The 22,389-nt window shown below is 63.4% G+C and carries 19 protein-coding genes, 1 tRNA gene, 2 pseudogenes and 1 riboswitch; of the genes and pseudogenes, 16 read left to right on the top strand and 6 right to left on the bottom strand.

The features are described from left to right. Positions 1-291: 291 nt before the first annotated feature. A pseudogene (locus tag FWD29_06725) lies at positions 292-495 on the top strand (MGMT family protein). A gap of 86 nt (positions 496-581) precedes the next feature. On the opposite strand, the gene FWD29_06720 reads toward FWD29_06725, so the two are convergent. Continuing rightward, complete coding sequence (locus tag FWD29_06720; protein MCL2803628.1) at positions 582-1,709, bottom strand: diacylglycerol kinase; 1,128 nt, start codon at positions 1,707-1,709, stop codon at positions 582-584. A 257-nt stretch (positions 1,710-1,966) separates the two neighbouring features. Between FWD29_06720 and serS the strand changes: the two genes are divergently transcribed. From serS to FWD29_06700, 4 genes are all read left to right on the top strand, one after another. Next, the gene (serS, locus tag FWD29_06715) at positions 1,967-3,271 is read left to right on the top strand and encodes a serine--tRNA ligase (protein ID MCL2803627.1); all 1,305 of its coding nucleotides are present in this window, start codon (positions 1,967-1,969) and stop codon (positions 3,269-3,271) included. Next, a complete protein-coding gene (locus tag FWD29_06710) occupies positions 3,268-4,146 on the top strand; it encodes a Cof-type HAD-IIB family hydrolase (GenBank protein MCL2803626.1) in 879 nt (292 codons plus the stop codon). Before serS ends, FWD29_06710 begins: the two co-directional genes overlap by 4 nt. 9 nt (positions 4,147-4,155) lie before the next feature. Next, positions 4,156-4,992 (top strand): fumarylacetoacetate hydrolase family protein, encoded by an 837-nt coding sequence (locus tag FWD29_06705; GenBank protein ID MCL2803625.1) that lies wholly within the window; start codon positions 4,156-4,158, stop codon positions 4,990-4,992. A 91-nt stretch (positions 4,993-5,083) separates the two neighbouring features. Then, positions 5,084-6,625: a hypothetical protein gene (locus FWD29_06700; GenBank protein ID MCL2803624.1), complete on the top strand. Its 1,542-nt coding sequence runs from the start codon at positions 5,084-5,086 to the stop codon at positions 6,623-6,625. Positions 6,626-6,737: 112 nt separating this feature from the next. On the opposite strand, the gene FWD29_06695 is transcribed toward FWD29_06700, so the two are convergent. Beyond that, complete coding sequence (locus FWD29_06695; protein ID MCL2803623.1) at positions 6,738-7,430, bottom strand: SOS response-associated peptidase; 693 nt, start codon at positions 7,428-7,430, stop codon at positions 6,738-6,740. A gap of 77 nt (positions 7,431-7,507) precedes the next feature. After that, positions 7,508-7,578: transfer RNA gene (locus FWD29_06690), tRNA-Gly, on the bottom strand. Positions 7,579-7,683: 105 nt separating this feature from the next. Between FWD29_06690 and FWD29_06685 the strand changes: the two genes are divergently transcribed. Further along, positions 7,684-8,673 (top strand): hypothetical protein, encoded by a 990-nt coding sequence (locus FWD29_06685; GenBank protein MCL2803622.1) that lies wholly within the window; start codon positions 7,684-7,686, stop codon positions 8,671-8,673. Positions 8,674-8,737: 64 nt separating this feature from the next. Here FWD29_06685 and FWD29_06680 read toward each other — a convergent pair whose 3' ends face one another. Continuing rightward, positions 8,738-9,043: a DUF4235 domain-containing protein gene (locus FWD29_06680; protein MCL2803621.1), complete on the bottom strand. Its 306-nt coding sequence runs from the start codon at positions 9,041-9,043 to the stop codon at positions 8,738-8,740. Positions 9,044-9,139: 96 nt separating this feature from the next. Next, a riboswitch (TPP riboswitch) is annotated at positions 9,140-9,262 on the top strand. A 126-nt stretch (positions 9,263-9,388) separates the two neighbouring features. Here FWD29_06680 and FWD29_06675 point away from each other — a divergent pair. The 3 genes from FWD29_06675 (at position 9,389) to FWD29_06665 (ending at position 12,817) form a co-directional block, all read left to right on the top strand. Then, a complete protein-coding gene (locus tag FWD29_06675; protein ID MCL2803620.1) occupies positions 9,389-10,441 on the top strand; it encodes a thiamine ABC transporter substrate-binding protein in 1,053 nt (350 codons plus the stop codon). Between the two features lie 67 nt (positions 10,442-10,508). Beyond that, on the top strand, positions 10,509-12,179 hold the full coding sequence (locus FWD29_06670) for an iron ABC transporter permease (protein MCL2803619.1): 1,671 nt from the start codon (positions 10,509-10,511) through the stop codon (positions 12,177-12,179). Then, complete coding sequence (locus FWD29_06665; protein ID MCL2803618.1) at positions 12,176-12,817, top strand: ATP-binding cassette domain-containing protein; 642 nt, start codon at positions 12,176-12,178, stop codon at positions 12,815-12,817. The genes FWD29_06670 and FWD29_06665 overlap by 4 nt, the downstream gene beginning before the upstream one ends. A 44-nt stretch (positions 12,818-12,861) precedes the next feature. Here FWD29_06665 and FWD29_06660 read toward each other — a convergent pair. Next, a pseudogene (locus FWD29_06660) lies at positions 12,862-13,500 on the bottom strand (methyltransferase domain-containing protein). 381 nt (positions 13,501-13,881) lie between these two features. On the opposite strand from FWD29_06660, the gene FWD29_06655 reads away from it, so the two are divergent. Beyond that, positions 13,882-14,235, top strand: coding sequence for a metalloregulator ArsR/SmtB family transcription factor (locus tag FWD29_06655; GenBank protein ID MCL2803617.1), 354 nt, complete (start codon positions 13,882-13,884; stop codon positions 14,233-14,235). Between the two features lie 295 nt (positions 14,236-14,530). On the opposite strand, the gene FWD29_06650 is transcribed toward FWD29_06655, so the two are convergent. Beyond that, on the bottom strand, positions 14,531-15,565 hold the full coding sequence (locus FWD29_06650) for a hypothetical protein (protein MCL2803616.1): 1,035 nt from the start codon (positions 15,563-15,565) through the stop codon (positions 14,531-14,533). A gap of 454 nt (positions 15,566-16,019) precedes the next feature. Between FWD29_06650 and dnaK the strand changes: the two genes are divergently transcribed. The 6 genes from dnaK (at position 16,020) to FWD29_06620 (ending at position 22,022) form a co-directional block, all read left to right on the top strand. Further along, entirely contained in the window at positions 16,020-17,882 is a 1,863-nt protein-coding gene (gene dnaK, locus FWD29_06645; GenBank protein MCL2803615.1) for a molecular chaperone DnaK, read from the top strand. A gap of 4 nt (positions 17,883-17,886) precedes the next feature. After that, a complete protein-coding gene (gene grpE, locus FWD29_06640; protein ID MCL2803614.1) occupies positions 17,887-18,579 on the top strand; it encodes a nucleotide exchange factor GrpE in 693 nt (230 codons plus the stop codon). Positions 18,580-18,587: 8 nt separating this feature from the next. Next, complete coding sequence (locus FWD29_06635) at positions 18,588-19,574, top strand: DnaJ domain-containing protein (protein MCL2803613.1); 987 nt, start codon at positions 18,588-18,590, stop codon at positions 19,572-19,574. Continuing rightward, complete coding sequence (locus FWD29_06630) at positions 19,571-20,023, top strand: helix-turn-helix transcriptional regulator (protein MCL2803612.1); 453 nt, start codon at positions 19,571-19,573, stop codon at positions 20,021-20,023. Before FWD29_06635 ends, FWD29_06630 begins: the two co-directional genes overlap by 4 nt. A 137-nt stretch (positions 20,024-20,160) precedes the next feature. Beyond that, entirely contained in the window at positions 20,161-20,418 is a 258-nt protein-coding gene (locus tag FWD29_06625) for a TfoX/Sxy family protein (GenBank protein MCL2803611.1), read from the top strand. An 89-nt stretch (positions 20,419-20,507) separates the two neighbouring features. Next, complete coding sequence (locus tag FWD29_06620) at positions 20,508-22,022, top strand: DHA2 family efflux MFS transporter permease subunit (protein MCL2803610.1); 1,515 nt, start codon at positions 20,508-20,510, stop codon at positions 22,020-22,022. The last annotated feature ends 367 nt before the right edge of the window (positions 22,023-22,389 follow it).

Below are 22,389 nucleotides of genomic sequence, written 5' to 3'. Positions count from 1 at the left end.
GCCGGATGGTGCCAAGTGGCCACCGCGGCCGGTGACCTCACCGTTGTGGTCGAAAACCTCAGCGGGATTGTGCTGGCTTCTGGCTATAGGCCGGTGGCGGTTCTGGCGGCCGAGGCCGGCTGGCGCGGTCCGGTCGAACCCTTACGGGCCACACCCTTGGCCCTGGCTCGTGCCTTTGAGGCCTACAACGCCGGGCAGGTCCACGCCCTTGACCAAATCAGCGTTAGAGTCAAATCTGGCGCCTTCGCGCGTGCTGTAGTTGGCGCGTTACGCCAGGTCACAGGCCTAGTAGCCTATGGTGAGTTGGCGGGGTTGGCCGGTTATCCCGGCGCGGCGCGGGCCGTTGGCACCGTTTGCGCCACTAATCCGGTGGCGGTGATTGTGCCCTGTCACCGGGTGGTCCGCGCGGATGGCTCATTAGGCGGCTACGGCTACGGCCTTGAGATCAAACGCCAGTTGCTCGAGTTCGAGGGCGCCTTGCTGCCGCCGGCCTGACCAGCCCTGTCGCAGGGATCACGCGCGGGCGCGAGCTTTGGCATCGGTGGCGGCAGTGGCCCGATGCCGGCCCTTGGGCCAGACGCTTAGACGCTTTTGTCTGGCAGGCGGACGTTGAGGGCCAGGGGATCGACCGTGACTTCGAGGGTCTTGGCGAATCCGGTTAGCTCGCCGTCAAGCTGGACTCTGTATTCGCCGTCGCATTCGACCCGGAAGGCTGTGGCTTGTTCATACCAAATTCGGCCCGAGGTCCAGGCCGGAATCCAACGCACTCCAAGTCCGTTCAGGACCACTTGCATTAGCAGAGCGGCCCAGCCGACCAGGCCATGGCGAGTCTCGGCCATGGCCAAATCAAGCAGACCGTCGCTCAGGTCAGCGTCTGGCACCAGTTGGAGCCTGGCCGGAAGCATGCCGCAGTTGCCAAACATGACTGATCTAGCCTTGACGCCCCTGGTGGTATTGCCACTACTGAGCTTGACATGGACCGGTTTGGCGGCCAGGTGGTTGATACCGGAAATGAAGTAGGCCGGCCAGCCCAGGCGCGACTTGAGCTTTGAATCAGCGGTGGAGACAAGGTCGGCGTCAAAACCTAGGCCGGCGATAACCAGAAATATCTCGTTCGTCGCGTTTGGCCGGCCGGCCTGGTCCCAGGTCGACAACCGGCCCACGTCAATGGTGTCAACCGCGCCGGTCAGGGCAGTAGTTAGAGCAGCCTTAGGTGATCCGAGTGGCAGTTTGAGGTTCCTGGCCAGCAGGTTTGCGGTACCCAATGGCACTATCCCCATCGGCACCTGATGGCCAGCCAGTCCTGCGGCCACTGCCCGGACGGTGCCGTCGCCACCGGCCGCCACCACGGCGCGCAGCCCTGGATGTTGTTCCAGGGCCCAACGGGCCTGTTCGGTGCCGGGGGAGGTGGCGGTGGTCTCCAACCAAATCGGTGAACCCAGGCCCAGCTGGGGGCACTCGGTGTTGGCCAAGTCCTTCAGCTCGCCCAGGCCGGCCTTGGTTGGGTTGACGATCATGGCGACGAGTCCTTCAAGCCCGGGCTGGCCGGTGACATCGGTGGGCTTTGGCTCTTGGGTCCGGGTGGTAGGCCGCCGGCGCCAGGCCCACCAGGCCAGTACTAGGGCGGCCAGACCAACCGTGCAGCCGCCAAGGGTCAGCCAGACCTGCCAAGTCATTTCGCCAGTGCCCAGCCTTGACCGATCATCCATCGAATCTACCAACCCGGACGCTTTGGGGGGTGTTTGGCCGAACTTCACTCTTGTGGCTGCGGGGCGTTGCGCCGAACCTGATTCTTGTGGCCGCGGGGCCTCGGTTGTGTGCCAAAGCTCTACCTCGCGCCGAATGGGGGCTTGATCTGCACTGGCACCCGCCAGGTCGAGCTTTGGCATGACCACGTCGACGCCACCTAGAGCTCCGGGTCGTGGGCAAAGCCGGCGTGGGGGAGGTAGGCGCTAGCCTTGAGGGCGTGATTGACCCGAGGCTGTTGCGCGAAGACCCAGATCTGATCCGGGCTTCGCAACGGCAGCGAGGCGCCGAAGAAGCCCTAGTTGACCTGGCTGTGGAAGCCGATGCGCGGCATCGGGCCAGTTTGGCGGCCTTCGAAGGTGCCAGGGCCCAGCAAAAGGCTTTCGGTAAGCAGGTGGCTCAGGCCAAAGGCGAAGCCAAACAAGCTTTGGTGGCCCAGGCCCAGGCCCTGGCGGCGCAGGTCAAACAGGCTGGCGCCCAGGTCGAAAGCACGGCCCAGGCTGCCCGTGCCGCCGCTTTGGCTCTGCCCAATTTGGCTGAGGTTGAAGCTCCGGCCGGCGGGGAGGACAACTTTGTCGAATTACGCCGGGTTGGCCAGCCGCGCGATTTCCTGACCGAAGGTTTTGAGCCCAGGCCGCATGAGCAACTAGGCGAGCTGTTGGGCGCCATTGATTCGCCGCGCGGCGCCAAAGTTTCTGGTTCGCGATTCTTTTTCCTAACCGGGCCCGGCGCTCGGCTAGAGCTGGCGCTGCTCAAACTGGCCCTCGACACCGCCTGTGACCTTGGTTTTTACCCGATGATTACACCCACGTTGGTGCGGCCGGCGGTTATGGAAGGCACCGGGTTTTTGGGCGAACACGCTGAGGAGGTCTATCGACTCGAAGCCGATGAGCTCTACCTGACCGGCACCTCGGAGGTGGCCCTGGCCGGCTACCACATGGACGAGATCATCGACCTGAGCGCCGGTCCCAAGCGTTATGCCGGCTGGTCGGCCTGCTACCGGCGCGAGGCCGGTTCCCACGGCAAGGACACCAAGGGCATTTTCCGGGTGCACCAATTCCACAAGGTCGAAATGTTCGCCTATGTCCGTCCAGAAGAGGCTCAAGCTGAACACCTCAATCTGCTCGAGTTCGAAGAGCAAATGCTCCAGGCCGTCGAGATCCCCTACCGAGTGATCGATGTGGCTGCCGGCGACTTGGGCACATCGGCGGCCCGGAAATTCGACTGTGAGGGCTGGATCCCCAGCCAGGGCCGCTACCGTGAGCTGACCTCGACCTCGAATTGCACCACTTTCCAAGCCCGGCGCCTTGGCGTTAGGGAGCGGACCAAGGGCGGGGCGACCCGGCCGGTGGCCACGCTGAACGGCACCTTCGCCACCACCCGCTGGCTGGTGGCGCTATTGGAGAACCACCAGCAGGCAGACGGCTCGGTGGTGGTGCCGGCAGCGCTTAGAGCCGGTATGGGCGGTGTTGAGGTGATCAGTCCAATGCCGCAGGGCGCAAGTTCAGCTGAGGCCGGGAAGTGACCGCAACCGAGCCCTACTGGGTCACCGGCGCTGACCTTAGTTCCCGTCCCATCCATGATCCGGCCCTGACCGGCCTGTTGGCACTTGACATTGACGGCACCTTGTCCGGCTTCTACTCCGAGTTCAGCCCAGCCGTGGCCAAGGCCGTGGGCCGGGCGGCGGCCGAGGAGCGCCTGCACCTGGTTTTGGCGACCGGGCGTTCGGCCCATTCCACTCTTGGCATGGCCGAACGGCTGGGGGTCAGGCGCGGCTGGGCGGTTTGTTCAAACGGCTCGCTGACCATTGAGTTTGACTTGGCCAGCGCCAAGCGGTTCGAAATTGTCGACAAAGTGACTTTCGATCCGGCCAGGGCGCTGGCAGAGGTTCTGAGGCTAGTGCCAGGCGCCCGCGTGGCGGTTGAGGAAATTGGCCATGGGTTCCTGGTCAGCCAACCATTCCCAGCCGGCGAACTTGATGGTGACGTGACGGTGGCGCCCATGGATGTGCTGGCAGCTAGGCCGGCCACGCGGGTCATTTTGCGCGCACTTGACCTAGACCCGGAGAAACTGGACGTCATCATGGAGGCCACCGATCTACCCGGAGTCAACTACTCGATCGGCTGGACCGGTTGGATTGATCTCAACCCGCCGGGCGTGTCAAAAGCCGCCGCCTTGGAGGTGCTGCGACAACGGTTCGAGGTCCCACCAGGTGGCACGGTGGCGGTGGGTGACGGCGGCAACGACCTCGAAATGCTGCGCTGGGCCTCGCGTGGGGTCGCCATGGGCGGTTCAAGTCCAAAAGTCCTTGCCGCAGCCAACGAGGTCACAGGGACCTTGGATGAGGATGGGGTGGTTCAAGTGATCGATTCGGCGCTCGCCGGCCTGGATTCAACGTAGGGTTAGACAATGCGACTTGGCACTGTGCAACTTGCGCAAGGGACTAAAGCGGTTCGCGTCGACGGCGACCGGGCCACTGAGATTGGACCGTTCGCCGACGTGGGCGAGCTGTTGCGAGCCAACGCCGCCGGCGCCGGCGGGCTTGACCAAGCCGCCGTGGCCGCGGGCCCAGTACACCAGCTCAGCAGTGTTCGCCTGGTTAGCCCCATCATCAATCCGGCCAAGATTATCTGCGTAGGCCAGAACTACCGCCGCCACATTGAGGAAATGGGCAAACAGGCCCCCAAATACCCAACTTTGTTCCACAAGTGGCCCAGCGCCTTGGTGGCGCATAACGAACCGCTTGAGTTGCCGGCCGAATCAGATCAAGTGGACTGGGAAGGCGAGCTGGTGGTCGTGATTGGCCAAACCATCCGCCGGGCCAACCCAGCCCAGGCCGCCGCCGCCATTGTTGGTTACACCATCATGTGTGACACCTCAATGCGTGACTGGCAGAACCGAACCGCACAGGTTCTGCAAGGCAAGAATTGGGACCGGTCCACGCCCATGGGGCCGGTAGTTGCCACACCAGACGAGTTGCCTGCCGACCCCGTCTTGATCACCAAACTTAACGGCCAGGAAATGCAGTGCAGCCCGGTCAGTGACATGCTATTTGGCCCAGTTGAACTGGTTCAGTACATCTCCACTATTGTCACCCTGGTTCCAGGTGACGTAATCGCCACCGGTACGCCCAGCGGTGTTGGCCACGGGCGCACGCCGCCGGTTTATTTGCGCCCTGGCGACACCTTGGAGGTCTCCGTTGACGGAATAGGGTCGCTGGTCAACCCGGTGCGGGAAGAACCCTAGCGGAATGCCAGTCGGCGTTGAGCCCAGGACCAACCCGATCGATTCGCCGTCTATTAGTGGCGTTCGGTCCGTTGGGGGGCATGATGGTGGGGTGAAAAGTTGGGACGACCCGGTGGCGGCAAGCCGGGCGGTCAACAACCCTGCCACCTCCGGTCCGGACTTGGCCGCCATTGCGGCTCGGCATTCCGAGCTTCACTCGGCGGTGGCCTGGCACCCAAAGGTTTACCCCGGCCTGCTGGCTTGGCTGGCTGAGCACAGTGAGCCGCAGGTCGCCCGGGCTGCCCGGATCCGGCTGGCCGCCCGCGCCGTCAGATCTGATAAGTCTGCTGTTCGCACGCTTACCAGTGACCCGGACACGACCTCAAAGAACCCTGTCCGTCCGGCGCCACCACTGCCCATAGCCAGCGAAATGAGTGGCGCCACGGTGACCCCACCGCCCAAGACGCCCTCTGCCACCGTCATTTCGACCCACTCGGCCACACCGCGCCGGCCAATGGCGTTCGACCCGCCGGGTTTCTTGGCCGCCAAGCGGGCTGCGGCTGCTGCCAGTGCAGCCTTGGAGACCGACTTGCACAGTGCAGGCGCTTGGGAAGAGCCAGGACCCACTGTGACGCGGTTGGTTAGGCCGTCGGTGACCGCGCCTGCGGCGCATTTCGTGCCCCGTCAGTTGAAGGTGATCCAGGCCAAACCGCCTGCCGGGACTGCTGGAGTAACCGATACCGACGAGCCGGCTGAGCCAGCCGCCTCACGCCCCGGGCCAGACACTGGACCGGTCGTGTCGGTGGCTGAGCCGGCACCGCCTGACCGGGTCAGTGAACCGGTTCTTGACGTTGCTGTTGACGAACCGAGTCCGGTTGAATCAGCCATCGAACCGGTCCAAGACAACCCGGTCCTAGCCGAGGCGGTCCTAGCCGAGGTGCTGGCCGAGCCGAGTCCGGTTGAACCGGCTATCGACCCGGTCCTAGCCGAGGCGGTGGCCGAGCCGAGTCCGGTTGAACCAGCCATCGACCCGGTCCAAGACGACCCGGTCCGGGCCGAGGCGACCCTGGCCGAGGCGGTGGCCGAACCGGTCACTTATGAACCGGCGGTTGAGCCGGACCAAGGTGAAATGGCGAGGGAGCTGACACCAGAACCGGCTATCGAGCCGGCGCCTGGACCGCCTGCGCCGCCGCTGGTTCCAGCCCTGGCCAGACCTAGATCGACCCGGCCTGCCCTGCCAACAGTCTTTAGACCTACTCCCTCAGACCTGGCTCTGGTGCCAGTCGCCGCAGCTGAGAGAGTGGCCGAGCAACCCCCGGCCGCAGTGGCGGCTGAGCCAGTCGCAGCTAGGCCAATGGAGCTCCCGGAGGCGACTAGCGTTGCGGTAGAACCAACCCAAGCCAAACCGGCGGTCGCATCACCCAAGCCAGCCAAACCGATCAAAAAAGCCGCACCGGCTGCTCCGGCCAAACCATCGCGAAAACGCCAGCCCCTGTCCACCAGAGCCTCGGTTGTCCTGGCTTTGGCGGTAGTCTTGATCGTTTTCCTGATCGTGGTGGGAGGGCTAATGGTATTTGGTGTCATTTCGGCCACCGGCGAGGACACCGCCCAGGCCGTCCCTATCAGTCTGGTCATCCCACCGGGCACCAGCTAGGCCTTGACCGCCAGGCCCATTGGCACTCTGGTCAGGCCAATCCTGGCCCACGGGCTTATGGCCCCCTTGACGCCATCAGGGACTCTTCGACGGCGGGCCGGACCACCGCAAGCTAGCCGAGCGCCGGTTCGATCAACCCTGGGCCGTTGTTGCGCACCGAACCAACGGCTTTGGAGACCCGACGTGGCACCAACGACGGCCTGCCCATGGCTGCGATCATCCCCTTGACCTGGGCCGGGTCGGTGGTGGCCGGGTCTAGCCAATCATCGAAGAAACTAGGCGGCACCACTACGGGCATGCGGTCGTGGATTTGGCCCAAGGTGTCAGTTGCCGGCTGGGTGATGATGGTTGCACTTAGCAGTCCTCGATCAGGGCCGGGGTCCTTGTCCCACCACTCGTACAGACCGGCGAAGGCCAGCGGTTGATCTTGAACCTCGGGGTGCAAATAGTACGGTGTCTTTCCATCTGGTCCGGCTTGCCATTCGTAATAGCCGGCGGCCGGAATCAAGGCCCGCCGGCGCCGGGCTGCCACCCGAAAAGATGGTTTCTCCGTCACCGTTTCCGACCTGGCGTTGATCAACCGGGCCGCGCCGGCCCGGTCCTTAGCCCAGTGGGGGACCAAACCCCACTGGGCCTCCCTGAGCTCGCGTAACTCACCGACATCGGACTGTGCTTGTCGCACCAAGTCGATCCCCTGGGTCGGGGCAACATTCCACGACGGCGGCGCGAAGCTGACTACCCGCTCCACACCAAAGGCATCGACGATGGTGTTCTCGTCGAAATAGCTGGCGAAGCGTCCGCACATGGCCACCACTATGCCAGGCCAGCGCCCAATTCAGGGTTGGAAGAAAAGACGGGGCGGGCGGCGGAACGGGGTGGCGGAGCGGGCGACGGGAATCGAACCCGCACTGGCAGCTTGGGAAGCTGCTGTTCTGCCATTGAACTACGCCCGCAGCGCCGCGACCGGTCGGTGGTGGTGGGTGACCGGTCGCGGCTGATGAATGAGCATAGCGGACATTATTCGACCAGCCACGGTGCGGTGGCGCTAGCGTATTAGCGTGCTGCCCGCAGATGTCGACGTGACCCAGTTGGCCGGCCGCCACCTGCTGGCTTTGCCCGCCGGAGTTGGGGCTGAGGACTTGGCCTTGCTGGCCAGTGCCCGATGGCGCCGGGTTGGCCTAGAGGGGCAAGACCTCACCTTGTCGCGCTATTCGGTTTTGCACCGGGGTCTTGACTACTCCGCGGCTGGGCTCGAGGCCGCCGGCCTACCAGCCGGTTTGGACCAAGCCTGGGTGACCCAGACGCTCAGAGAACGGGGGCAACCACCGTTCCCCGGCGCCGTCGACCCGACCGGATTGGCCCGGGCCTTTCCAGATGGCCTGCCGGAACGCGAAGAGGGCCGAGTGGTCAGTTTTCTGTTGGCGGCTGCCAGGCGGTTGGGCGGCGCGGTTCGCTTTGACAGCGGTGTGGTCGTGGAACCTCCACCTGAGGCGGCCATAGACATGACTGTTTTTTCGCCCATCTGGCTGGTCCCACCCGATCTGCAAAGCCTGGTCCAGAAGGTCGACCCCGATTTCCGTCAGTCCGCCGGTTTGAGCGACGACCAGGCGCTCAGCCATGAGCCACCGGCCGGCCCGGCAGACACGCTAATGACCCGGGCCCAGCGGCGCGAACTGCTGGTCAAGTTGCGTCAAGGTGACCGTGAAGCCCTTCAGGCCGCGCCGGCCCAGGAGGCCTACGCCGTCGAGGCTGACCTGGGCAAGGGTGGTCGTATCACGGTAGAAGTGTCGTTGGTTGAAGACCTGCCACTGCCAATCAAATCCCTGCCGTGGGTTCAGCGTGGTGTGGTGGCCTACGCGATCAAGTGGATACCCTTCGACCCGGCTCTGTTGTTAGCTGAGTTCCCGCCAGACGAACATCGCCGTCGCCGTTTGGCTATTGCCCGCGAACTGGCGGCCCTGGCCCGCCTTATCCAAAGCCAAATCGGCAGCGAAGTGATGGACCAGGATGGTTTCCCGGTCGACCCGGCGGACCTTCGACGGCACTGAACTACCGTCTAGGCTTCAGGGGCTGTTTTGACGGGCCGTGTTCGCCCAGGTCAGCGCTTCTTGGTCATCGGTCAAGACGGACATCATCGCCTGGCTGGGCCTCGACGAAGCGGCTGAGGGCGGCCCGCTGGGCCAGCGTTTGAGCCACTGCCGTGACGGCGGCGACGGTGGCGGCGAAGGCCGCCACCTGCACAGTTGGCAAGTCCATGTTCTTGGCGTCAGTGGGCGGCTTGCTCCGCACCACTAGGCGCCAAACCACTTTCACCACCTGCGCGGCCACCAAGCCAGAAACCAATGAGGCCAGGGTCGTGGCCACGCGCTCGCCAATCTTCATGCCGTACATCATGGCAGTTGTGGCGGTCTTCGGCACGCGGCTGGATCCGTCAGTGCCGATTATGAGGCCTAACTGTTGGTCCAGTAGCGAAGGTCATGGCGTCCCGGCCGAAATCTGGGCGCTAGACTGTGTCTGCTACGACAGGGGAGCTGACCGGACCGACCAGCGGTCCGTTTGGCTGAGAGTGCGCCAGGGGCGCAGACCCTCGAACCTGAACCGGGTAATGCCGGCGAAGGAAGTCGAGTTCTCCACCGTCATAGCCGCCTTTTTGGGCGGGCTGACGCGGTGCCCGGTGGTGGCATCAGCCTGACGAACAGGAGGACCATGTCAGCCAGACTCTCCTCGAGGCGCCCACCTTGTTGGCCAGCCGGAAATAAAACCTTGGTCGCGTCGATTGTGGCGGCAGTGACCGCGGCCGCCTTGTTTGGCTGCGCCGCCAGCCCAGCCAACCCAGAACAAGCTGGGCCCCAAAGCCAGGCTAACTCCTCCGTCACAGTTGTCACGCACGCCTCATTCGCCCTATCTGGCGAACTAAAGGAAAGATTCAAACAGGTAACCGGTTATGACCTTCGGATTATTCAGTCCGAAGACGCCGGCACAATGGTCGGCCAGCTGATCTTGGCCAAGGACAACCCGGTGGCAGACGCGGTGGCCGGTATCGACAACACCTTCGCTTCTAAGGCGATCGAGGCCGGCATCTTTGACCCCTACACCTCGCCGGCCGCTGGCAGCGAACAAGACCGCTACGCCGTTGACCAAAGTGGGTCGTTGACCGCCTTTGACACGGCCGATGTTTGCATCAACTACGACAAAGCGGCCTATGGTTCTGACCGGCCGCCGCCCGCCAGCCTGCAGGACCTGACCAAAGAGGCCTACCGCGACCAACTAGTGGTTGCAAGTCCGGTCAGCTCCTCCCCCGGAATGGCCTTTATGCTGGCCACAGTGGCGGCCTTTGGCCAAGACGGCTGGTTGGACTACTGGCGCCAACTGGTCGGAAATGGTGTCAAGATTGTCAGTTCTTGGGAAGAGGCCTACTACACCGAGTTCTCTGGACCGTCCTCATCTGGCCAGCGGCCGCTGGTGCTCTCCTACGCCTCTTCCCCGCCGGCAGAGATAGTCAAGGGGACCAGCCAACCAGCCACAGCAGCCCTGCCTGAAACCTGCTTTCGGCAAGTCGAGTACGCCGGGGTGCTCAAAGGTGCGGCCAACCCAGACGGTGCCAGGGCCTGGGTTGACTTTGTGCTTTCAGACGAATTCCAGGCGGCGCTGCCAGAATCGATGTGGGTCTACCCGGTCAAAGAGGGCATTGCCCTGCCATCTAGCTGGGCCAAGTGCGCCGCACCGGCCGCCAAACCGTGGGCCCTGACCCCGGTAGAAATCAGCCAAAACCGAGAAGCTTGGTCAAGGGAATGGATAGAAGTGGCTTTGGGTTAGTACCATGTGCGAGGTCGGGGCACGTTGAGTCCTTGGGTACTGGGGAGGATTGCCTGAGTTGATCTCCGTGTCCCGGCCTTGCTTTGCCCGCCCTGCTTTGAGTGTTCCCGGTACCGTCGCGCTGGCCGCGGTGCCGGTCGCATTCGTGACGGTTTTCCTGCTGTGGCCTGTGGCAATGCTGATCTCGAAGGGACTGATCAACCAGGGCCAACTCGATTTGTCAGTTTTTGCAGACCTGGCCTCCTCCGGCCGGACTTGGCGTTTGATAGGTCGCACAGTTGGCCAAGCCACGCTGGCCACGGTCATCGCCGCGGTGGCGTCAATACCGCTGGCTAAGTGCCTCTACCTACGTCGCTGGCCCGGCCGGTCAACTGTGAAGCTACTGGTGACAGTGCCGTTTGTTTTGCCTGCCGTGGTGGTTGGTTTGGCCTTTCGGATGGTTTTCGCAGCCGATGGTCCGCTCGGCCTGCTGCACCTGGACGGCTCGTTTCCGGCTGTAGTGGCGGCCCTGGTTTTCTTCAACTTGGGCCTGATGGTCAGGGTGGTGGGCTCGTTTTGGTCCAAGCTCGATCCGAAACCAGAACAGGCCGCCAGGCTGCTTGGGGCCTCGCCAGCCAGGGCTTTCTACTCAGTGACACTGAGACAGCTGACCCCAGCTGTGGCCGCCGGCGCGGCGCTAGTGTTCTTGTTTTCCGCCACCGCCTTTGCCACTGTGCTGATCCTGGGTGGCCCGGCCTACGGCACTGTCGAAACCGAGATCTACCTCCAAACCACCCAGTTGCTTGACCTGCGCACGGCCGCGGCTTTGAGTCTGGTCCAATTGGTCATTGTGGCCGTGGCCTTGTGGTTGAGCGGCAGCGCCAGGCGAGCGCGCCAAAGGGCCGAACCTCTGCGCCCAGCCCAGGCGCGGCATCGGCCCCGACTTGGCAGCGGAGATCTGCTAGCCGCCGCCACCACCGCCGTGGCCACAGTCTTTATCCTCCTACCCTTGGCCGCTTTGCTGGCCCGCTCTCTGAGAACCTCGACCGGGCTGGGACTTGGCAACTATGCCCGCCTGGCCAGCCAACCGGTTCCCGGCCTGGAGGTGACGCCACTGCAAACCCTGGGCCGGTCGTTGGCCGTTTCCGCCCTGGCCCTGATCGTGGCCATGAGCGTGGGCGGCTGCATGGCCGTGGTGCTGTCGCGCCGGCCACGCCACCGCTGGCTGGCTCGTCTTCAAGGCCTGGCCGATTCGGCCTTTATGCTGCCGGCCGGTATCTCCGCGGTGACGGTCGGTTTTGGCCTGTTCGTCACCCTGGACAGGGGGCCACTGGACCTGCGAACCTCCTTCTGGCTGATCCCTCTGGCTCAGGCGTTGGTGGCATTACCCCTGGTGACGCGAGTCCTGTTACCAGGTAGGCGAGCTATTGATCCGCGCCAGCGCCAGGCCGCCGCAGTTCTGGGCGCCTCGCCGCGCCGGGTTTTCGCAGCCATCGATCTGCGCGTCATGGCCCGGCCTTTCGCCTTGGCCAGCGCCTACGCCCTGGCTGTGTCACTGGGCGAGTTTGGTGCCACCGCTTTCCTAGTCCGGCCCGAATCAACCACACTTCCTATCGCCATCTACCGGCTGATGGGCCGCCCGGGCGTGGACAACTTGGGCACGGCGTTGGCGGCGGCCGTCTTGCTTGGGTTGGTCGCCTGCGGCGTTGTCGCCTTGGCGGAACTGCGCCGCCCGGGAGGCCAGGAGGTGGCCTGGTGAAAGGCCTAGAGCTGCGCGGCGTTGGTGTGCGTTATGGCCGGACGATGCCGGTTAGTGACGTCAACTTGGGCGTGGCCCCTGGTGAGGTGGTGGCGTTGGTGGGGCCGTCTGGCTGTGGCAAATCGACTTTGCTGCGGGCCGTGGCCGGTCTTGAGGCGCTGGCCGCTGGAGCGGTGTTGTGGGACGGAACTGATTTGGCGCAGGTGCCGGTGCACCGGCGCGGCTTTGGCCTGGTGTTTCAAGATGGCCAGCTCTTCGCCCACCACAATGTGGGCCAAAACGTGGCCTTTGGTCTGAAGATGACCGGGATGCCGCGGCCGGCCCGGCAGGCCAAGGCGGCCGAGCTACTCGAACTGGTTGGGTTGTCCGGCCTGGCTGAACGTTCGGTCGAGACGCTGTCTGGCGGCCAGGCCCAACGGGTGGCGTTGGCCCGGGCCTTGGCGCCCTCACCCCGGTTGCTGTTGCTGGACGAGCCGCTGTCCTCTTTGGACGCTGATCTGCGGCTGTCCCTGCGCGATCAGGTCATGGGCATCTTGGAGGCCTCGGCCACAGCCGCCCTGTGGGTAACCCATGACCCAACCGAAGCCGCCGCCGCGCACCGCATCCTCCGCTTCGAGTCCCTCTCCAACCCCACCTGACCAGCCTCTTTGCCGCGAGACTGAGCTTTGGCATAAGGCTGCGGTTAGGTGGTCGGCTTGGTGGCGCGGATGATGGCCGCGTGCATGGCATCGGCGACTTGATGGGTGAAGCTGAGCTCGGCATCGGCCAAACCGACCGCCGTCAGAGCCGCGCGGTACTCGCTGACAGACAAGGCGCCGGCGATGCAACCGACGTAAGTGCCCCGCTCGGCCCGTTGGGCCGGTGAAAGGTGGTCTTCGGCTACTACATCGGACAGCCCGATCCGGCCGCCGGGCTTGAGTACACGGCTAATCTCAGCGAAAACGGCCGGCTTGTCGGTTGACAGGTTGATGACGCAATTCGAAATGACCACGTCGATGGAGGCATTGGGCAGAGGAATCGCCTCGATGGCGCCTTTGAGGAACTTGACGTTGGTGGCTCCGGCTGAAGCGGCGTTGGCTCGCGCCAGTTCGAGCATTTCGTCGGTCATATCCAGGCCGTAGACAAAGCCAGTTGGACCAACCCGGCCGGCCGAAAGCAGAACGTCAAGTCCGCCGCCGGAGCCCAGGTCAAGCACGGTTTCTCCGGGACGCAACTCGGCTACTGCCACCGGATTGCCGCAACCTAGGGAGGTTGCCAGGACTTGGCCTTCGACTTGACCTTGATCGCCAGCGGCATAAAGGGCCGGGCCAAATACTTGGTCCTGATTCGGTGTTGCGCCACTACCGCAACAGTCGCTGGTTGAAGTTACCTTGCCACCGCAACAATCGCTGACCGGCGCGGTCTGGCCACCGACAGCGTCACTGACTGGGGTTGTCTGGCCGCCACAGCAGTCGCTGGTTGAGGCCACCTCGCCACCGCAACAATCGCTGACCGTGGCAGCTGCGGCGGCGTCAAGGTCAAGTGGTTGGGCATCGCGGGCACCGGCAAAGGCTTTGGCCGCCTGGGCATAGCGCTGGCGGACAGCGCCACGAAGGGGATTTAGGTCCGGCATCGGTCAATTCTCCTTGCATCGAAAAATGTCAATGCATTGAGTATCGCCAATACATTGGCGTTTGTCAATTGGTCTGGCATGATTCTAATTGTGAGCACCAACTCGGCGGTCCCTGGAGACCAGGCCAGCCAGACTTGCTGTGTCCCGCTAATGGCATGTCTTGGCCAAGACCAGGCCACCAGTTTGGCTCAGCGGTTTGCCGCTTTGGGCGACGCGACCAGGGTCTGGCTGGTTTCGTTCATTGCCAGTCAGCCCAGCGGCGAGGCCTGCGTCTGCGAGCTGGTTCCACCAAGCGGGCTGTCTCAGGGCACAGTCTCTCATCACCTGAGACTGTTGGTTGACGCAGGACTACTGACCCGGTCCAGGCGCGGGCGCTGGTCGTTTTACGGGATTGCGCCGGGCGCGGAGTCGTTGGCTGCGGCTTTGGTTGAACACGCCCACTGACCCTCAAGGACATGCGGGCGCATATTCAAATGTGCTTAGCCTCGGTGTCGCTGCAAAAGAGGGGTTGAGCAGTACTTTTGTCTGCGAGATTACCCCCGGGCAGACAGAGCCAACCAAACCTCGGTGTCACCGCGGTGTGAGGCTGCCAAACCTCGGTGTCGCTGCAAAAGAGGGGTTGAGCAGTACTTTTGTCTGCGAGATTACCGCCGTGCAGACAGAGCCAACCAAACCTCGGTGTCGCCGCGGTGTGAGGCTGCCAAACCTCGGTGTCGGCGCGAAGCAGTGTTGCTGGACCTTAGTGTCGCATTAGCGAGGGACTGGCCAAGGCGGCCAGCGGCTGGCGCCGCTTGAGCATGATGGCGGCGGCGCCCAGTACAGACCAGGCCAGCAAAACCAGCAGGGGTGTCAGGCAGACCTGGCCGGTTCTGAAGTAGGCGGCGCCGCGGACCAAAGAGCCACCGGCACCGATGGTTAGGGCCTGGCCAATTGCGCCCCAGGGTGGGGGCAGGAAGCTGGTTGGCACAGCCATACCGCTGATTGGATTTGACACCAGCAGCGTGATCACGATGGCACCGGCCAGCCCGGGGACACCAATCAGCGCATAGGACCCGGCGACGAAGGCGCCGGTGGCGAAGATGGCCAAAGCCAGAGCGCCGGCGATCGGCAGGAAGCCGCCCGGCAGCAGGTCGAACCAGAGACCCAGAATGAGGTAGACCAAGCAGCCAACCAAAACTGCCAGCAGCGCCAGGGCCGCCAGTCGTTGTCCGCGGCCAGCGATAGCGGCGCTGACCAAGACGCCGCCAATGGCGCCGCCAAACACCAGTGGCATGATCAGCTGGCCAACATCGAATTTGGTGCTGTGAGCTGGCACCACGTCGGTGGTCTCGACCGTGACTGGTGGGGCCTCGGGTGCCGCCTGGGCCGCGGCGGCCATGGCGGCCTGGGCCACTCCCCCGGCCAACTCGGCCACCATGCGGCTGGCCAACCCATTGGCGCTGGCTGTCAGCACCTCTGGTGCCGGAGCGGATAAGATCAGCGCCCCGAAAACCTCACGGCTTTCGAGTTTGGCCACGGCCTGGTCGCGGCTAGCCACCTCGACCAACTTGACGGCACCTTCGGCCTTGTCTTCGATCTGCTGGCTGACGGCGGCAACTTGTCTTGGGTCATCGCCGGTGATGGCCATAGGCACATTGCGCGGTTCGGCCACCTTGCCGGGCCAAAGAAAGGCCAAGGCCAACAGGCCAACAAAGACCGCACCGACCACAGCCATGCCAATGGCCTTGCGCCAATTGTTTGCCGCCAATGGGGTTGATTCAGGCTCGTGGCTCACTGGGTCTCTCCTCTCACCGTCCCGCACATTGTTCGCGGCCGGGCGTTGGGCGCTGGTTGGAGCACCAGCAGCCAATCCTAATCAGCACCCCAGGCTGGGCCAAGCGCCTGGCGGGAACGGTGGTGCCGTTTTCACGCTCCCCTAAGAGGGTTGGGATTGTTGGCCGGCGTTCGAGGTCAAAACTGGATCGTTTTCACGCGGGCCAGGTCGGTTCTGGATCATTGCCACTGATCAGTCCAGAGCCTGTCCACCGCGTCACCGTTGTGCAGCGATGACGTCCCGGGGCACGGCGGAAGGCGAGCCCAGCGGCATCGGACAAACGCAAACTTGAGCCTGCACGACTCAAGTTACTTGACAAGCCGAAGACACAAGAGCAAACTTGAGCCGGTTTGGCTCAAGGTGGCAACCGACCGAGGAACCACCTTGACAAGACGCGATCGAAAGGAAGTCTCAAATGGGACGAGCAGTTGGCATTGACCTAGGCACCACGAACTCGGTGGTGGCCTCACTTGAAGGCGGCGAACCGACCGTCATCCCAAACGCTGAAGGTCAGCGCACCACACCATCGGTGGTGGCGTTTTCGAAATCGGGCGAAGTCCTGGTGGGCGAGGTGGCCAAGCGCCAGGCTGTCACCAACGTTGACCGCACTATCAGCTCGGTCAAACGCCATATGGGCTCTGACTGGTCAGTTGAGATCGACGGCAAGAAGTACACCAGCCAAGAAATCTCCGCCCGCGTCTTGGGCAAATTGAAGGCCGATGCCGAGGCTTACCTGGGTGAGACCGTGACCGATGCGGTGGTCACCGTGCCGGCCTACTTCAATGACGCTCAGCGTCAAGCCACCAAAGAAGCCGGAGAAATTGCCGGTCTCAAGGTCCAGCGCATCATCAACGAACCAACCGCCGCGGCTCTGGCCTACGGCCTTGACAAGTCAAAGCATGACGAGCTGATCCTGGTCTTTGACCTGGGCGGCGGCACCTTTGACGTCTCGCTGTTGGAAGTTGGCAAGGAAGACGACGGCTTTTCCACCATCCAAGTGCGCGCCACCTCCGGTGACAACAAACTGGGCGGCGATGACTGGGATACGCGCGTGGTCGACTGGCTGGTGGCAGAGGTCAAGAAGGGTCATGGCGTTGACCTGTCGAAGGACAAGATCGCGCTGCAGCGCCTGAAAGAGGCAGCCGAACAGGCCAAAAAAGAGCTGTCAACCGCTATGGCCACCACCATTTCGCTGCAATACCTCTCGATGTCAGAAAACGGGCCTATTCACCTCGACACCAAGCTGACCCGGGCCCAGTTCGAAGACATGACCAAGGATCTGCTGGAGCGCACCCGCCAGCCGTTCAAATCCGTCATAGCTGATGCCGGGATCAAACTAGATGAGATTGACCACATCATTTTGGTTGGTGGCTCGACCCGTATGCCAGCCGTTACTGACCTGGTCAAGGAGCTGACCGGCGGCAGGGAGCCGAATAAGGGCGTCAACCCTGATGAGGTTGTCTCGATTGGCGCCGCCCTGCAGGCTGGCGTCATTTTGGGCGAGCGCAAGGACGTTTTGCTGATTGATGTGACACCGCTGTCTCTGGGCATTGAGACCAAGGGCGGTTTTATGACCACTTTGATCGAGCGCAACACGGCCATTCCGACAAAACGCTCGGAGATCTTCTCCACCGCGGAAGACAACCAACCCTCAGTGCTGATCCAGGTCTATCAGGGCGAACGTCAATTCGCCCGTGACAACAAGGCGCTGGGCACTTTCGAGTTGACTGGAATTGCGCCGGCGCCACGCGGCATTCCGCAAATCGAGGTTACCTTCGACATTGACGCCAACGGCATTGTCCACGTCTCGGCCAAGGATCGCGGCACCGGCAAAGAGCAGTCGATGACTATCACCGGTGGTTCGGCCCTGCCCAAGGATGAAATTGACCGGATGGTCAAAGATGCCGAGACCCACGCCGAACAGGACAAGCAACGCCGCGAAGAGGCCGAGACGCGCAATACGGCCGAACAGGCTCTGTACCAGACCGAATCGCTGATCAAAGACAACTCCGACAAGCTGCCGGAAGAGCTCAAATCAGAGGTCCAAGGCGCCTGCGACGAGCTAAAGAAGGCGCTGGAGGGCGAAGATATGGCTGAGATTAGCGCCAAACAGACCGCCCTAATTGAGACAGCGCAGAAAATTGGCCAGTTGCTTTACGCCAACCAGAACCGGGAGGCCGATGCCGGCACTACAGCTGGCGAAGGGGCTGGCGGTGGCAGCCAGGCGCCCGAGGAAGACATTGTTGATGCCGAGATCGTCGACGATGACAAAGGGTAGATAGATGAGCGCCTTGGGATCAAAAGGCCCAAAAAAAGGTGGCGGCGCGGGTGAAAAACCCCCCGCCGGGCGACCGGCCGCACCCAGCCAGGACGACGAGTCCAAACCGGTCATCCGGGACAGGCGCAAAGTTGACCCGATCAGCGGCCAGGCTCGGCCTCAAGTAGTCGACGAACGCCAAAGCGGCGGGCCGAGCTTTAGCCCGGCCGCTGCCCTGTCGGGTGAGGCCACCCAAAAAGCGGCAGAAGATGAGGTCGTAGCCGCCGCCGAACTGATCGCTGCCCGCGAGGAGCTGGCGGTTATGACCGAGGATCTGCAGCGGATCAACGCCGAATACGCCAACTACCGTAAGCGGGTCGAGCGCGACCGGGACCTGGCCAGGCAAGACGGCTTGGCTGAGGTTCTGGTGGCGCTGATCTCGGTGCTAGATGACATTGAAGCGGCCCGCCAGGCCGCTGGTCTTGACGGGCCGTTTGGAGCCGTTGCCACCAAGCTGGAGGAAGCCTTGGCTCAATATGGCCTGGAGCGCTATGGCGCGGTCGGCGAGCGGTTTGACCCGACCATCCACGAGGCTTTGATGCACCAGATCGACCCGGAAGCCACCGGGCCCACCATTTCGATGGTGCTCCAGCCGGGCTACCGGATGGGCGAGCGCCTGCTCCGCCCGGCCCGCGTGGGCGTGGCTGACGCCGAGTGAGGTGAACTGTGGCTGGTCAGGATTGGTTCGAAAAGGACTTCTACAAAACCCTTGGGGTGTCCAAAGACGCTGACCAGGCGGCCGTCAAAAAGGCTTACCGGAAACTGGCCCGGACCTTGCATCCGGACACTAACCCCGGGGACAAGGCGGCAGAGGAGCGTTTCAAAGAGGTCAGTGAGGCTTATGCCGTGCTGTCCGACCCGGAGCAGCGCCAGCAGTACGACTCGGTTAGAGCCATGGCTGGCGGCGGCGCTCGCTTTGCCGCTGGACCAGGCGGTGGCGCGGCCGGTTTTGAGGACATGCTCAGCGGCATGTTTGGCGGGCGCGGCCGGCAGATGCGTTTCAGCACCAACGGCGGCGGGGCAGGCATCAACCTCGAAGACTTGCTGGGCGGTATGGCCGGCGGTGGTGGCTTTGGCGGTGGCTTTGGTGGACGGCCGATGCCGGTTCGCGGGAAAGATGTGGCCGCTTCGGTGACGCTGCCCTTCCGCCAAGCGGTCCAAGGTTCGACGCAGTCCTTGACCGTGGATGGGCGGCCCATGACCGTGCGGATCCCGGCTGGGGTGAGCGACGGCCAGAAAATCAGGCTCAAAGCCAAAGGCCAGTCCTCGCCCAATGGCGGTGAGGCTGGCGACCTGATCATCACGGTGACAGTGCCATCCCATCCTGTTTTCTCGATTCAGGGCAACAATCTGCGGTTGACGCTGCCGGTCAGCTTTGACGAGGCCGCTCTGGGGGCCCGGATTGACGCGCCAACCCTTGATGGCGCCAAGGTGACTTTGAAGGTTCCTGCTGGGACGGCATCGGGCAAAGTCCTTCGAGTCAAAGGCAAGGGCATTACCACAGCCAAAGGCACAGGAGACTTGCTGGTCAAGGTCGAAGTGGCGGTGCCGCAGAAGCTCAAAGGTGCAGCCAAGAAGGCGGTCGAAGAGTTGCGCGAAGCGACCAAGGGCACTGACCCGCGGGCCGAGCTGATGAGCCAGGCCGGCCAATGAACGGCGAGATGCGGATCGACATCCGCCTGACCGTGGCGCCGGGTGAACGGCTCTTTCCGATTGGCGCGGCCGCCCGGATGAGTGGGATGCACCCGCAGACTCTGCGGCAATACGACCGTCTGGGGTTGGTCCGGCCCTCGCGCACAGCTGGCCGCGGCCGGCGCTACACCGCCGGGGATATTGAGACGCTGCGCGAGGTGCAACGCCTCTCGACCGAAGAGGGCATCAACCTAGCTGGAATTGCCAGGATCTTGGCGCTGCGGATTGAGGTCAACGAACTGCGCCGCGAAGTTGAGCGGCTGCAAACGGCGGCCGCTTTGGCCCACCGGGTTTTCGCCGTGGCGCCGGGCGGGGATGCCACCGCGCTGGCTCGCGGCCAGCGCCCGGCCGGCACCCCACCTAGGCCCGTGACCAACCGGCGGGCCCTGGTTCTATGGCGCCCTATGTGATCCGACCACCCTGGGCGCCCCTGACCAGCCCATTTGCCGCGAGCGAGCGCTTTGGCTAACGCAGTCGGAGCGGCGCGGGTCTGGGGCCTGGCATCATCCAGCTTGGGCCGGTCTAGGATCGGGGCGAAGGAGTCGCCATGACTGATTTGACCAAGTTGCCGGAGATCGGGGCGGTGACGGCCCGCCAATTGAAGGCCGTTGGGATCGAAGATGCCGAAACGCTCCGAGAGGTTGGAGCCCGTCAAGCTTTTGGACGCATTCGCAGCCAACTTGACCCGGGGGCTTGCCTGGCATTACTGAGAGGACTGGAGGCCGCCACCCGCGGCATCAGGGCGGTTGAACTGCCGCCTCAAGACAAGGCTGAACTGCTGGCTTGGTACAAACACCTCGACTAGCCGGCGCTGGCTAGACCGGGTGGGCATTCATTTGCTAAGGCCACTGGCCAGGCTTGATAATGGCCCAGTCCAATGAGCACAGGAGCGCCGTGAATCAGGTTGAACCAGGGTCAGGCCTGGCCGTGAAGCGGCCGTGGGCGGCGGTGTGGACCATGCTGATCGGCTTTTTCATGCTGATGCTTGACGCCACTATTGTGGCGGTGGCCAATCCCTCCATCCAGCAGGGCCTGAACGCCTCGTTGACCAGGACTATCTGGGTAACAAGCGCTTATCTGCTGGCACTGACAGTGCCGCTATTGGCCGCCGGACGGCTGGGTGACCGGTTTGGACAAAAGCCGGTCTTCATGGCCGGCATGGCGGTGTTTACCCTGGCCTCGCTGCTGTGCGGTTTGGCCAGCGGGATCGAGTTCTTGATCGCCGCCAGGGCCTTGCAGGGTTTTGGTGGCGCCTTGATGACACCACAAACCCAGGCCATGATTGTGCGCATTTTTCCGCCAGCTAGGCGCGGCGCCGCGATGGGGTTGTGGGGTTCGGTAGCCGGGGTGGCCCAACTAGTCGGTCCGCCACTGGGTGGTCTGGTGGTCGACGTCTTTGGTTGGCAGGCCATCTTCTTGATGAACGTGCCAGTGGGAATTGCCGGGCTGCTGCTGGCGGCCAAGTTCTTACCAAAGCTACCGACCAAGCGGCCCAGTTTCGACTGGTTTGGCCTGGTCATCAGCGGCCTGGGTCTTTTCCTGGTGGTCTTTGGCCTTCAAGAGGGCGAATCGAACCATTGGGGGCGGATTTGGGGGCCGGTTGGTATTTGGCATTTGGTCGGTGCCGGCCTGACCATTCTGGCTGGTTTTGTCTACTGGCAAACCAGGCGCCAATCACCGCTGGTGCCGCTCCGACTGTTCCGTGACCGCGACTTCGCCGTTTCTACCGGCGCGGTCAGCGCCATGGGCTTCACCGTGGCCGGTATGGCCTTGCCAATGCTCTACTTCCTACAGGTGGCCCGGGGTTTTGGGCCGGCTCATTCGGCCCTGTTCATGTTGCCCTCGGCGGTGCTGGGTGGGGTAGTGGCCCCGTTTGTCGGCGCCAAGGTGGTGGGACGGATAGGCGCCAACTGGGTGGCCGGCAGCGGCTTGTTGCTGCTGGCCGGGGGCCTGTACTGGACGTCGACCTACATGACGCCAGCCTCGCCGGTCTACTGGATGTTGGTGCCCTCGGCCGTCATGGGCGTGGCCAACGCCTGTATTTGGAGCCCGCTGGCCGTCAGCGCCACCCACAATCTGTCCAGGACCGAGGCCGGCACGGGCTCAGGGGTATACGCCGTCATCCGCCAAATGGGCTCAGTCCTAGGGGCGTCTTGTATGAACGCATTGATGAACGCCCGGCTCATGGCCAACGGCCTGCCCACCAGTGCCGCCGCCGGTCATTCAGGTGGGCTAAAGGCCAGCCCGGCCATGGTTGACGGCTTCGCTGCTGCGATGTCCCAGGCTATGTACCTGCCAATGACCGCCGCCCTAGTCGGCTCGATCACCGCTTTTTTCCTGACTGGACAAGGCGGCCGGAGCGCCGATGCTGCCAAAGCTCAACCTCGCGGCAAATCAGCTGGTCAATAGCGTAACCATGCCAAGGCTCAACCTCGCGAACGAGAGGTGTGACTCCAAGGCCGCCTCTTTGAACTGAGGGGTGGTCCCGCCCCGGCCCTAATGCCAAGGCTCAACCTCGCGGATGAAAGGGCGGGTGAAAGGGCGGGTGAAGGGGCAGGCTGGAGGGCCAGGGTGGACGGCGGGAGGCAACGATTGGCTTTGGCACCCCGTTCCTTGAGACAATCGGAGGATGCCCTTTATCGGTTATCCCGGCGTTGATGTTGAGGACTTGCAGTCCTGCGTTGACCCTCGCTCCTTTGACCGTGGGCAAGACTATTTCCGCTCCAGTCGCGTAATTGACCGGACCATCACCTACGACCCGGATAGGGGCCGGTTG

Source organism: Micrococcales bacterium, from assembly GCA_009784895.1.
Taxonomy (GTDB): domain Bacteria; phylum Actinomycetota; class Actinomycetes; order Actinomycetales; family WQXJ01; genus WQXJ01.
Note: the sequence above shows the minus strand (reverse complement) of the source record. Positions and strands in the feature narration are given on the sequence as shown.